At 46.6% G+C, this 12,949-nt stretch carries 11 protein-coding genes; all 11 read right to left on the bottom strand.

Features of this window, described 5'->3' with window-relative positions; all coding sequences use genetic code 11:
• Nucleotides 1–63 precede the first annotated feature (63 nt).
• Nucleotides 64–1,233: a D-alanyl-D-alanine carboxypeptidase family protein gene (locus tag ACYTXU_RS00205; protein WP_462207487.1), complete on the bottom strand. Its 1,170-nt coding sequence runs from the start codon at nt 1,231–1,233 to the stop codon at nt 64–66.
• A gap of 25 nt (nt 1,234–1,258) precedes the next feature.
• Nucleotides 1,259–2,173, bottom strand: a complete 915-nt coding sequence (locus ACYTXU_RS00200; protein WP_462207485.1) for a septal ring lytic transglycosylase RlpA family protein — start codon at nt 2,171–2,173, stop codon at nt 1,259–1,261.
• Between the two features lie 31 nt (nt 2,174–2,204).
• A complete protein-coding gene (mltB, locus tag ACYTXU_RS00195; RefSeq protein WP_462207484.1) occupies nt 2,205–3,239 on the bottom strand; it encodes a lytic murein transglycosylase B in 1,035 nt (344 codons plus the stop codon).
• A gap of 437 nt (nt 3,240–3,676) precedes the next feature.
• Nucleotides 3,677–4,801, bottom strand: coding sequence for a rod shape-determining protein RodA (gene rodA, locus ACYTXU_RS00190; RefSeq protein WP_462207483.1), 1,125 nt, complete (start codon nt 4,799–4,801; stop codon nt 3,677–3,679).
• Nucleotides 4,785–6,683, bottom strand: coding sequence for a penicillin-binding protein 2 (gene mrdA / locus ACYTXU_RS00185; protein WP_462207482.1), 1,899 nt, complete (start codon nt 6,681–6,683; stop codon nt 4,785–4,787). Before mrdA ends, rodA begins: the two co-directional genes overlap by 17 nt.
• A gap of 144 nt (nt 6,684–6,827) precedes the next feature.
• The gene (rlmH, locus tag ACYTXU_RS00180; protein WP_462207480.1) at nt 6,828–7,298 is read right to left on the bottom strand and encodes a 23S rRNA (pseudouridine(1915)-N(3))-methyltransferase RlmH; all 471 of its coding nucleotides are present in this window, start codon (nt 7,296–7,298) and stop codon (nt 6,828–6,830) included.
• Nucleotides 7,299–7,317: 19 nt separating this feature from the next.
• Nucleotides 7,318–7,665, bottom strand: coding sequence for a ribosome silencing factor (gene rsfS, locus ACYTXU_RS00175; protein WP_462207478.1), 348 nt, complete (start codon nt 7,663–7,665; stop codon nt 7,318–7,320).
• Nucleotides 7,665–8,339, bottom strand: coding sequence for a nicotinate-nucleotide adenylyltransferase (nadD, locus tag ACYTXU_RS00170; RefSeq protein WP_462207477.1), 675 nt, complete (start codon nt 8,337–8,339; stop codon nt 7,665–7,667). Before nadD ends, rsfS begins: the two co-directional genes overlap by 1 nt.
• Nucleotides 8,340–8,341: 2 nt before the next feature.
• Nucleotides 8,342–9,442, bottom strand: a complete 1,101-nt coding sequence (gene holA, locus ACYTXU_RS00165) for a DNA polymerase III subunit delta (protein ID WP_462207475.1) — start codon at nt 9,440–9,442, stop codon at nt 8,342–8,344.
• A 15-nt stretch (nt 9,443–9,457) separates the two neighbouring features.
• On the bottom strand, nt 9,458–9,961 hold the full coding sequence (locus tag ACYTXU_RS00160; protein WP_462207474.1) for an LPS-assembly lipoprotein LptE: 504 nt from the start codon (nt 9,959–9,961) through the stop codon (nt 9,458–9,460).
• Nucleotides 9,962–10,015: 54 nt separating this feature from the next.
• Complete coding sequence (gene leuS / locus ACYTXU_RS00155; protein WP_462207472.1) at nt 10,016–12,661, bottom strand: leucine--tRNA ligase; 2,646 nt, start codon at nt 12,659–12,661, stop codon at nt 10,016–10,018.
• Between the last annotated feature and the right edge of the window lie 288 nt (nt 12,662–12,949).

Below are 12,949 nucleotides of genomic sequence, written 5' to 3'. Positions count from 1 at the left end.
TCCCTTTACCTATCCTTATAACTTGATCATAAATGAAACCATGATCTTAATGAAACCATACTCTTAGTGGAACCAAAGCTTCATTGAATCCCACATACGACCGAAGAAACCCGCCTCTTCTACATTCTCTAAAGCCACCAGCGGCATACGTTTTATCTCTTTCTCGCCAACTTTGAAGAACACCTCGCCGACCACCTGGCCACGACGAATAGGAGCCATCAGTTGTGACTGAATGGTGTAATTGGCCTGAATTTGGTCCTTTTGACTTTTCAGCAAAGTTAGAGCCGCATCTTGTGCTAGTCCAACCTTAACTTCTTCCTCGGAACCTTTCCAAACTCTTGCGGTACGTAACGCTTGTCCTGCCTTAAATGGCTTGATATTCGTGTAAAAACGGAAACCGAAATTGAGTAATTTACGACTTTCTGCGGCTCTTTCAGCTTCGCTATCAGTGCCCATAACCACCGAAATTAAACGCATATCTTCCTTTTCAGCAGAGGACACCAGACAATAACCTGCTTCTTCCGTATGGCCAGTCTTCAGACCATCGACGTTAAGCGTTGGATCATTTAATAGCTCATTTCGATTCTGCTGCTTAATTCCGTTGTAAGTAAATTCACGTTCAGCATAAATCTTATAGTCTTCAGGGAAGTCACGTATAAGTGCTCGCGCCAAAATAGCAAGGTCACGAGCAGTAGTTACATGCCCTTCCGCAGGCCAGCCAGTGCTGTTCTCAAAGTGCGTATCTTTCATGCCCAGTTTTGCAGCATATTGATTCATCAAATCAGCAAAAGCCTCTTCTGTGCCGGCAATATGCTCCGCCATCGCGATACTGGCGTCGTTTCCGGACTGAATAATAATGCCACGATAGAGGTCTTCAACTCGAACGTACTTATTAACTTCGATAAACATCAAAGAGCCGCCCTTTAATTTAGGGTTTTGCGCCCAGGCATTTTCACTGACCAATACTTTATCATCTAAGCTTAAATTACCTTTGTGTAACTCATCGCCAATGATGTAACTGGTCATCATTTTAGTCAAACTGGCCGGAGGCAACTTCTGATCAGCATTATTCTCCATAATGATTTGCCCAGTATCATAATCCATTAACAGATAAGAACGGGCATCAACATTCGGCTTGCCGGGTTGTATCGCAGCACTTGCAGCATTAGCGACAAGGGCCAAAAGGAATCCAACAGAAAGTAATATTTTTAGTGTTTTTTCTTGAAAAGACATCGACATAACAATCCCAAAATTGAGGTTATTCAGTAACAACTTTTGGAGTACCAAAGTTGTACTCATTTAATTGACGTAAAATATTTTCAGCAGTTCGCGCATCGCGCAAAGGTCCAATCCGAACTCGTTGCAGAGTCTGACCATTCACATCCACACCACTAATTGAAATAGGCTGTCCAAAATGATCGCGTAAACGGGAAGCTAAAGTGTCCGCTCTTAATGGATCGGCGAAAGCTCCCACCTGCACATATAACTGAGCATTATCTTTCTGCTCATCCATAGGCGGTAACTCCAACTCACCAGCCTGTGCTAATTGAGCTGAACTTACTTGCCCCGCATTACGTGGCGAAGCCAATACCTCAACTTCAACGCGTGCTGTGCCCTGCGCTTGGTAGCCAAGCTTTTTCGATGCGGCATAGGATAAATCAATAATACGATTCTTTTTAAATGGTCCACGGTCATTAATCTTAACAATCACAGACTGGCCATTATCCAGATTCGTTACCCGGGCGTAACTGGGTAAAGGTAATGTTTTATGAGCCGCAGTGAATTGGTACATATCATACACTTCCCCTGAAGAAGTACGGCGACCATGGAATTTCTGACCATACCAACTGGCAACACCGACGTCTTTATAGCCATCACCAGAGTCTTTCACATGATAAACCACACCATCCACTTCATAATAAGGTGGGTTGCCTAGGCCGCTTTTGGGCTCAACTTTAGGTGTCGGCTCGGCGATAGGCCCATCGGTTAACGGCCCGACACTTCCATCAGGCGCATAATCAGGGCGCAATCGGTCAGCTGGGCTACCGTACTCATACTCATATTCTTCAGCAGGTGGCGTTGTCGTACAGGCTGTCACCAACAACCAGCCCAAACCTGCCACCATGACTTTGCTTGAAACAACTATAGTTTTTGAGGTTAATTTATCTATCACTTAATATTCTCAATGTTAATCATTTAACTGGCTACTTTGCTTTGACCAGGTTTTGCTTGGCATGTTCCACTGCATCTTTAATTTCTAAGCTCAATTGATGAACAGCCATGGCATACAAGGGACTACGATTATAGCGGGTGATAACATAAAAGTTGTTAAAGCCTAGCCAATAATCGTCTTTGCTTGCTTGTTTAAAGGCGTAAATGCCAGCAATATCGCTGTCTTTAAGAGGTCCTTGATATTCGAGACCAGCCTGCTTCATCTCACCAATGGTGAACTGTGGCTTGAGTTTATCATTGCGGAATTGTTCAACTAAATTAGCATCGGGCGTTGGCAAATATTCTGCTACCGGCTCACCCATGCGCCACCCATGCACATGAAAATAGTTGGCCACGCTACCCACCGCATCATCAATACTATCAAACAGGTTGATATTACCATCACCATCAAAGTCCACTGCGTAATGACGATAAGATGTTGGAATAAACTGGCCCATACCCATAGCACCGGCATAGGAACCTTTCGGTTTTGCTAAATCCCAACCCTGCTCTCGTGCCAATACGAAATACTCTTCCAGCTCACCAGCAAAGAAAGCACCACGCTTTGGATAATGGAAAGCCAGAGTAGCAATTGCATCAATCACTGGGAAACTACCCATGACACGACCATAGCGAGTTTCTACACCAATAATAGCCGCAATAATTTCAGCAGGAACCTGATACTTTTCTTCTGCCCGTTTCAAGGTGTCTTCATGCTCAAGCCAAAACTCAACGCCTTGCTTAATACGCTTTTGTTCGATAAAGATCGGGCGGTACTCATGCCAATCTTTGCTTTCAGCAGGGCGACTGATAGCCTCTAAAATACTTTGACGAACCTCGACCCTGTCCAGAATCATTTGCACATAATCTTCGGTAAAACCGTGTTTTTTATGCATATAAGTGGCAAATGCTTTTACCTCAGTCGGAGCTTTATCCAACTCGGCATTTGCCTGCGCAACGGTGCCAGCAAAGGCACATGAAAAAGCCAACAATAATGATCCAATATTCTTTTTTATGTTTGTTTTCATAAAGCCTCGCTTTAATTTATCGCTATAGTTACAGACTTCCCGGCCTTCTATAATCTGTATAGTTTATACGTTCAAACAAATAAAATGCCTTAGTCATACAAGGTCCAATAAATTTATATCCCTTTTATATCCTTTTTCGCTCCTCAGCGAGTTACTTTTCTTGCGTGGTCAAGAAAAGTAACCAAAAGAAAACCACCCGTATATTGAGGTCACGCTTCGCGTGACTCCCTGCGCCACTCCCAAAATACTTAACGCACCAGAATTTACATCACATCCTTGTGCTGAAAATTCTTATCAAAATCATCCACGATTTTAATTGCTATATTTTGTACGTGTCTTAGCTCAATATAAAGGGGTTATTGGTGCTAGATATAAGCTCCAGAACATCACGTAGCTCTCTAATTTATATCAAACACTTAATTTCTCAAGTAACCACTTTAAGTGGAGTGTAGCCGTCGATGGGTTTGTATCGACATTAATATGCCAAAAGCGGCCATCAGAGTGACGATCGAGGTGCCACCATAACTGATTAAGGGCAATGGTAGCCCGACCACCGGTAACAAACCACTGACCATGCCTATATTTACAAAAATATAGATAAAGAAGGTTAAAATTAGTGACGCACCTAATAATCTGCTAAAGGTTTCCTGCCCTTGCAGGCTAATGTAGATACCGCGAACAATAACAAAGGCATAGAGTGCTAAAAGAAGAGCAATACCTACCAGACCAAACTCCTCGCCGAGCACCGCAAAAATAAAATCAGTGTGGCGCTCCGGTAAAAACTCCAGTTGTGACTGTGTCCCATTAAGCCACCCTTTGCCATAAATACCGCCTGAGCCAATCGCTATCTGTGATTGAATAATATGATAGCCAGCGCCAAGTGGATCGCGCTCAGGATTAAGGAAAGTCAGGACACGCCCTCTTTGGTAATCGTGCATGCCAAAATACCATAAGATAGGAATGAAGATAGCAGCGACAATCACAGCCCCTACAATATAGCGCCAGCGAATGCCGGCAAAAAAAACTACAAACAATCCTGATGCTGCAATCAACAACGAAGTTCCCAGATCAGGTTGCAACATAATCAAAGCCATCGGCGTTAATACCAGCACCAAGCTCCCGATCGTTTGCAAAAAAGTGGGAGGCAACGCTTTTTCAGCAAAGTACCAGGCTACCATGAGCGGAACAGCCAGCTTCATAATCTCCGAAGGCTGGAAACGAATTCCAATATCAATCCAGCGTTGTGCGCCCTTACTGGACTCACCGAAAAAAAGTACCGCCAACAAAAACACAATGCCAACGGCATACAAGGCTGGCGCCCACTGACGAAATGTTCGTGGCTCAAACTGCGCAATAACAAACATCACAACAAGGCCTATCGCAAATCTCACTGCCTGCCGTTTAACCAAGGCCATGCTCTCGCCTCCTGCGCTGTAAACCACCAACAGACTGAAGGCCATTAGCATCAAAATACCCAGCAACAGTGGCGCATCGATATGCCAGCGCCACAGTAGGCTGTATCGTCCTTTATGGCTATTCGCGGTACTACTGAGCAGCGCCATCGCTTACTTCCTCGGTTTCTTGTTCAGTGTCTTCCAATAAATAAAAGTCCATCAATTCGCGCGCTATGGGTGCCGCATTACTACTACCACCACCCGCATTTTCCATCACCACCACCAGCGCAATTTTGGGGCTGTCAAACGGCGCATAACCAATGAACAAAGCATTATCATGGAATTTTTTAGCTAATGTTTCCGCATCATACTCTTCATCTTCAGCGATACTTTTAACCTGCGCGGTACCTGTCTTACCTGCTGCAACATAGTCAGTATTAGTGAAAGCACCGCGAGCAGTCCCTTTCGCTCCATGAACTACATCGTGCATACCTTTCTTCACCAGGTCGAGCCACTGTCCATCACCGACCTCAATTTGATGGTAGGCCATCACTGGTACATTCTGCTCATGAATAGCGCCATCCACAAACTTACGAACCAATTGCAGTTGATAGCGAAGACCATCATTGGCAAGCACTGCCGTAGCGTTTGCCAGCTGCAATGGAGTCACGGTCCAATAACCCTGTCCGATACCAATATTAACAGTGTCACCGTTATACCAGGGCTCTTTACGGGCAGTCCGCTTCCATTCTCTGGAGGGTAAAATGCCTATTTTTTCTTCTTCCATATCGATGCCAGTTTTTTGCCCAAAACCGAACTGCATCATACCTTCATTAATTCGATCGATTCCGATGCGTACCGCAAGGTCATAAAAGAAGGTATCACAAGACTCAATAATTGAATCCAACACATCCATATAAGGCGCATGCCCCCACGGCTTCCAATCGCGATAACGACGATCATTATTAGGTAAAGAGAACCAGCCCGGATCGCGAACTTTTGTCTGCGGGGTAATGACACCTTCTTTTAACCCCAGCCACGCCAAGTGAGGTTTAATGGTCGAAGCCGGAGCATAGGTTCCCTGTACTGCGCGATTATAAAGCGGTCTATCGGGGGTTAATAATTTTTGATAATCACTACTGGAAATGCCACCGGTAAATAAATTGGGGTCATAACCGGGCTGACTGACCATCGCCAGAACGCCGCCAGTTGATGGTTCTACTGCCACAATAGCGCCACTGGCTTCGACTTCCTTCATGAGCTGAGTGGCCTTGCGCTGCAAACCCAAATCGAGATGCAGGTGGATGTCCATTCCCGCTTTCGGATCCGTTCTCTCAAGAACTCGAATAATGCGACCACGCACATCCGTTTCTACTCGCTGACTACCAACCTCGCCATGCAAAATACTTTCGTAGTATCGCTCTAAACCCAGCTTGCCCATTTTCGAGGTAGCGGCGTAGCGGCGCCGAGTATCCTCATCCATAGCATCAAGTTCTGCAATATTGATCGCGCCCATACGACCTAATACATGAACCAGCTCATCACCATATGGATAATAACGCTCTAAACGCGCCTCGACGCTAGCGCCCGGATAAAGGTGTTGAACCACAGAAAACTTAGCAACCTCATCTTCTGTGAGGTTCGACTTTAAAACATAGGAATTAAACTTGGGACGGAACTTAACCTGTTCCAGAAACTTGATAACCTGTTCATCACTAATCACCAACAGCTCTCTTAACTCTGTGATCAGACGCGACAGCTCTTTGGTTTGCTCAGGGGTGATTTCGAGTGTAAATATAGAGCGGTTTTGCGCTAGCAGTTGACCATCGCGGTCATAAATTAAGCCACGCACGGGTGCAATCGGTTGAATGCTGATGCGATTATTTTCCGACTGGGTTTGGTACTTTTGGTAATCGACAACCTGTAGCTTGAACTGGCGACTGATGAGCACCATCAGCAATACGAAAACAATAAACAAAGCCACAATACAACGCGCGAAAAACATGGAAGTTTCGCGACCGACGTCTTTTATGGCTTGTCGTTTATACATACCTTATGGACTAACACCAGCTGAAATAATTTCATATCCCATTCATTAATCTTGGATCGACATCCTTAATCAATCTTTTCGGCCTGACTTCCTGCACTTCTTACTTCGAATATTTTCCCTTGTGCGACTCACTCTCTGTGAGACTTACTCCCTATGATAAGGATGATTCACAGTCACAGACCAGGCACGATAAAGTGACTCAGCAATGATAATGCGCACCAGAGGATGCGGAAAAGTCAAAGCCGATAATGACCACTTTTGATTAGCTCGCGCCAGACATTGTTCGGATAAACCTTCAGGACCGCCTACCAGCAGTACCACATTGGGATAATGCTGCTGCCAATGTTCGATTTGTTCCGCCAACTGAGTGGTAGAAAACGATCTTCCTTTGACATCCAGCGCAATCACCCAATCACCGGATTGAATATTATCCAACAGCGACTTACCTTCTTTTTCAGTAATCCGTGCAATGTCCGCGTTTTTTCCACGCTTTTCAGCCGGCACTTCGACCAGCTCAAGTTTAAAATCATTGGGGAATCTTTTGGCGTATTCCTGAAAACCCTGCTCAACCCAAGCCGGCATTTTCTGGCCAACAGTTAATAGACGAACTTGCATCGCTGTTTAGAATGATAAATTAGTGCTGTGCGCTGACTTCTTTCCAGTTGGGGTCCCACAATTTTTCCAACTGATAAAAATCGCGAGTTTGCGGCATCATAATATGAGCTACAACATCACCTAAATCCACTAGCACCCACTCAGCCACATCATCACCTTCAACACCTAACGGCTGAACACCTTCATCTTTCACAGAAGACACGAGATTATGGGCTACCGATTTGACGTGGCGGCTAGAGGTGCCGCTGGCTATGATCATGTAATCAGTCACTGAACTGAGACCTTTCACATTTAATACTTTGATGTCTTTGGCTTTGCTGCCTTCTAGCTGGTCAACAACCAGCTCTTTCAATTGCTCCGCTTGCATTAATTACCTTTGGGTGAATGTGATTGATAGCCATAGAGGCTATGCTGTTGAATGTAGTCTAGTATAACATCAGGTAATAAAAAACGCGGTGAAAATCCGCTTTTTATTTGCTGACGAATATAGGTTGAAGAAATATCCAGCTGTGGCATTTCGCAAAAGCCAATTTTGCCACATGAGTGGTGTGCTAAATCTTGCGGGTTACTGACCTTATGCGCCTGATAAAGTTCAGCCACCGGCCCTTGTTGTGGTAGCTCGCTGCTCGGGCGACCGACCACTAGAATATTGCTTAAATCCAATAATTCCCGCCAGTGATACCAACTATCCAGTTTAGAAAAAGCATCGGTCCCCATTAAGAAAATCAGTGGGTTATCACCAACTTCCAATCGCATATTACGCAAAGTGACCACGCTGTAGCTGGGTTCGTCTCGCTCCAGTTCGCGTGTATCCAACATAAAATTGGGACTGGTTTCCAGAACCAGTTTGAGCATGTTAATCCGCTGCTCGGTGGTAGCGCCAGGAGTTGGCCGATGAGGAGGATAGGCCGCCGGCATTAAAGAGACTCGCGCTTCGGGAAAGCGATTAAGCATTTCCTGTGCCATGCGCAGATGGCCTAAATGTACCGGATCAAATGTGCCGCCAAGAATGATATGAACCATACCGCAACTGGTAGCCATAACTAATTCATTCCTAAAGACTTTTTCAGATCGGATAAGCCCTGTTCGGCAGATACTTTCGGTGCTGATGCTTTAGATGCAGCAAACTTAGCTGACTTACCACTTCCTCGCAATGGATTGCGATTGGTCATCAAACAAACCACATGCGCCAGCTCCTGCCATACATCGGCATCAGCCTGCCCTTTGGCCGATTTATCAAGATAGGTCAGCCGCTGCACCAGCGCATACCATTTCTTAACGCTGCCTTTGCTCATCGCCACCTGCAGTATTTTCTGGCGCTTTGGCCAGACTCGCTGACTCTGCATAATATTGGCCAGTGTTTCGCCCTGTGCCATTTTTTCAGCCCAATCGGCCAACAACTGGCATTCGCGCAACAGTTGATTAATCGGTACCAGAGGATAAACACCTTCGGCCTGCAAGGTCGCCAACATGCGTAACGCTCGATCAGTTTGCCCGCTAAGACAGGCATCAGACAATTCATAAACTGAGTAACGAGCATTATCGCCAACGTATTCTTTGATGTTGTCAGAGCTGACTGGCTGGCCATCGGATAATAAGGACAGCATCTGCAAATCCTGCTGCGCCGCCAAAAGATTGCCTTCGCAGCGCTCAATCAGCGTCGCCAATGCATCAGGCTCTAAAGCAACACCAAGCTGGCGTGCGCGAGTCGATAACCAGCCACCTAGACGCTCAGCTGGCACCGGCCAGGCTTCCACTACCAAGCCTTTCTGCTCAACGGTTTTATACCAGGCCAGACGTTTTTCAGAAGACAGTTTCGGTGCAGTGATCAGCAATACATCCTGCGGTTCACTGTTAATAAAAGATTGGATGAATTCGCCATGCGCTTTTTTGATACTTTTATCAAAGCGCCACTCAAGCAGGCGACTTTCAGCGAATAATGACATGGTGCCGGCCTGATCAGTTAGTGGATTGCTGGTTCCGGCCTCTTCAATAATTTGTCGTTCGAGCAGCCCCTGTTGTTTGCAGTAAGCGCGAATGGCATCAACCGCCTCCATTTTCTGCAAAGGCTCATCCCCGGCAACCAGATAAACCGGATACAGTGTGTTAAGGTTTTTCTCCAGCTGTTCGGGATAAATTTTCACGCTTTATGGACTCTCCTAATCACTTACCGTACCTGCGATCTGCAATAACAAACGACCAATCACTTCTTCGTGCATATCAGCAATCAAACGTTGTTGCTCGCGCTCTTGCCCAGACTCCAGGTTACGCTCATAAGCAAATTCGCGACGACTGGTCATACGCTGAGTAGTAGGTTCCTGTTCAGTAACCATCTGAGGCGTCAACATCTGATACTCCAAAGTAAAAATCAGTTCCAGCTCTGCGGCACGACCTAAACTATCACGAGCCACCGTGCGACGCTCAACGCCATAATTAACAATCGCCAATTGCAACTCAGACAACTCGGGTTCATCCACCAGTTGTGCCCCTTGATAGGCCAAGCGCTGCTTAAGACGACGCTCAAAATCCGCGTTCATGTCCTGACTGATTAACCAGACTTTTGTGTTGGATAATTCAGCACCCTGTCCACGCAATTGGAATCCGCAGGCGCTCAAACCAATGATCACCATTGTTAACATTAACAAAAGACTCAATCGCTTCATCAGTATCTTCCTTTGGTTTCCTACTTACGCTTCTATGTTCGAGTTTGTCACAAATCAATTCGCAACAATATTCACCAGTTTACCCGGTACTACGATTACTTTGCGAACAGTGCTATCGCCAATAAACTTCTGCACATGATCATCAGCCATCGCCAGCTTTTCAACTTGGTCTTTGCTGGCATCAGCAGCAACAGTGATCTTGGCACGAACCTTGCCGTTGACCTGCACGATGATGAGTTTTTCATCCTGTACCATCGCCGATTTATCCGCTGTTGGCCATTCGGCATCCACCACATCACCGCGTTCTTCATTAACCAGCCCGCCCAGCGACTGCCACAACACAGTACAGATGTGAGGAACGATAGGGGCTAACATAGCCACCGCCGCATCCAACGCTTCCTGTACGACCGCACGATCCTGCTCGCTTGACTCTTCTGCCTTGCTGACATGATTAAGCAATTCCATCACAGCAGCAATCGCCGTATTAAACGTATAACGACGCGCATAATCGTCAGTGACTTTAGCAATGGTTTCGTGTGTCTTGCGACGCAACGCTTTTTGATCGTTATTCAAGCTTGCCGCATCCAGCTTCGACACTGGGCCTTTCTGCTGATGGCTTTGCACCAGTTTCCACAGGCGACGCAAGAAACGCAACGAACCTTCTACCGCAGAATCCTGCCACTCCAGCGCCTGATCCGGCGGCGAAGCAAACATGGTGTAAAGGCGCATGGTATCAGCACCATACTCATCAACCATCGACTGTGGGTCGATACCATTATTTTTCGACTTGGACATTTTGGTCATACCGGCATGAGTCACCTCACGACCGCCGCTATCCACAGCCTTAATAATTCGTCCTTTATCATCACGCTCAACCACTTCAACTTCAAGTGGTGAAACCCAATGACGGGCACCTTTGTCGTCGGTGTAATAAAAAGCATCCGCCAGCACCATGCCTTGGCACAACAATTGCTTGGCCGGCTCATCAGAATTCACAAGCCCTGCATCGCGCAATAATTTGTGGAAGAAACGGAAATACATCAGGTGCATGGTGGCGTGTTCGATACCACCAATGTATTGATCCACTGGCAGCCAGTAATTGGCCTGCTCAGGGTTTAGCATACCCTCGTCATAACCGGTGCTGGTGTAACGCGCGTAATACCAGCTCGACTCCATAAAGGTATCGAAAGTGTCAGTCTCACGCACACCTTCAACGCCATCAACTATCGCCTTCTTCCACTCTTCGTCGGTGTTCAATGGGCTGGTCACGCCATCCATCACCACATCTTCGGGCAAGCGAACCGGCAGCTGATCTTCTGGCGCTGGAACTACCGAACCGTCCGGCATATTAATCATCGGGATCGGCGCGCCCCAATAACGCTGACGGGAAACACCCCAGTCACGCAGACGGTAATTGACCGTCTTTTTGCCTTTGCCTTCGGCTTCTAATTTCGCGGTAATAGCAGCAAATGCTTTATCAAAATCCAGGCCATCGAATTCGCCCGAATTAAATAGAATGCCTTTTTCGGTATGAGCCTGTTCGCTGATATCCAGCTCGGAGCCATCAGCAGGTTTCACTACCGGCGCGATATCAATACCGTATTTAGTCGCGAACTCATAGTCGCGCTGGTCATGTCCCGGAACCGCCATCACAGCGCCCGTGCCATAATCCATCAATACGAAATTCGCCACCCACACCGGCACTTTTTTGCCGCTTAATGGATGAATCGCATAGATACCGGTTGGCATACCTTTCTTTTCCATGGTCGCCATATCGGCTTCGGATAGCTTGCTGTGTCGACATTCGTCAACAAACTCTGCCAACTCAGGATTGTTCTTCGCTGCTTTGGTCGCCAACGGATGCGCTGCGGCCACTGCCAGATAGGTCACGCCATATAAAGTATCAGGGCGTGTGGTGTAAACGTGCAATGGCTCTATGCCGTTGCCATTATCGCTCTCAACCCCTGTCTCTACAGAGAACTCAACTTCCACGCCTTCCGAGCGGCCAATCCAGTTACGCTGCATGGTCTTAACCATCTCAGGCCAGCCATCCAGCTTATCCAGATCATTCAACAGCTCTTCGGCATAGGCAGTGATCTTAATAAACCACTGCGGAATCTCTTTCTGCTCAACCGGCGTATCACAGCGCCAGCAGGCACCATCAACCACCTGCTCATTGGCCAGAACCGTCTGATCATTCGGACACCAGTTTACCGATGAGGTCTTCTTATAAACCAGACCCTTCTCATACAGCTTAGTAAAGAACCACTGTTCCCAGCGATAATACTCCGGCTTACAGGTCGCCAGCTCGCGATCCCAGTCGTAAGCAAAGCCCAGCATTTTCAGCTGACCTTTCATGTACTCAATATTTTCATAGGTCCAAGGCGCAGGCGAAGCCTTATTCTTGACCGCCGCATTTTCCGCCGGCAAACCAAACGCATCCCAACCAATCGGCTGCAATACATTCTTGCCCTGCATGCGCTGGAAACGCGAAATCACATCACCAATGGTGTAGTTGCGAACGTGGCCCATGTGCAAACGGCCACTCGGATACGGAAACATGCTCAAGCAGTAATACTTCTCACGGGAAGCATCTTCAACCGCTTTAAAAGTCTTGTTTTGCTGCCACTTTTGCTGGATTTTTCCTTCAATTTCAGAAGGTTGATAATGTTCTGGTAGAGATTGTTCTGATAGTTGCATTGCTTGCAGATTCTTGAATTAATGATTCGTTACAGGCCCATCGCTACGGCCCACCGACACAAGCCTCTAAGGATACCTGAGTGACCGAATCGCAACAAGCGCAAATCCCCGTAAAATGAAGGTTTTAGCGGGATTTAGAATCATTAGAATGGAGCAGTCGGACAGTTACCAAGCTATTTCTGGTCATGATGCGTCAGCCAACCCGTTGCACAGTTTCAGGTAAAAAAACATCATATACTTACTCGATTACTCACATCAATTCTGACAAGTGCTATGAAAATGAATACA

It is taken from the genome of Kangiella sp. M94 (genome assembly GCF_054926195.1).
This window is presented reverse-complemented; position numbering and strand designations above follow the sequence as displayed.

Coding starts and splice junctions, on each gene's coding strand:
- mltB (WP_462207484.1), bottom strand. CDS start 3,239: ATGAAAACAAACATAAAAAAGAATATTGGATCATTATTGTTGGCTTTT.
- rlmH (WP_462207480.1), bottom strand. CDS start 7,298: ATGCAAGTTCGTCTATTAACTGTTGGCCAGAAAATGCCGGCTTGGGTT.
- nadD (WP_462207477.1), bottom strand. CDS start 8,339: ATGGCTACCAGTTGCGGTATGGTTCATATCATTCTTGGCGGCACATTT.
- ACYTXU_RS00205 (WP_462207487.1), bottom strand. CDS start 1,233: ATGTCTTTTCAAGAAAAAACACTAAAAATATTACTTTCTGTTGGATTC.
- rsfS (WP_462207478.1), bottom strand. CDS start 7,665: ATGCAAGCGGAGCAATTGAAAGAGCTGGTTGTTGACCAGCTAGAAGGC.
- mrdA (WP_462207482.1), bottom strand. CDS start 6,683: ATGTATAAACGACAAGCCATAAAAGACGTCGGTCGCGAAACTTCCATG.
- rodA (WP_462207483.1), bottom strand. CDS start 4,801: ATGGCGCTGCTCAGTAGTACCGCGAATAGCCATAAAGGACGATACAGC.
- ACYTXU_RS00160 (WP_462207474.1), bottom strand. CDS start 9,961: ATGAAGCGATTGAGTCTTTTGTTAATGTTAACAATGGTGATCATTGGT.
- leuS (WP_462207472.1), bottom strand. CDS start 12,661: ATGCAACTATCAGAACAATCTCTACCAGAACATTATCAACCTTCTGAA.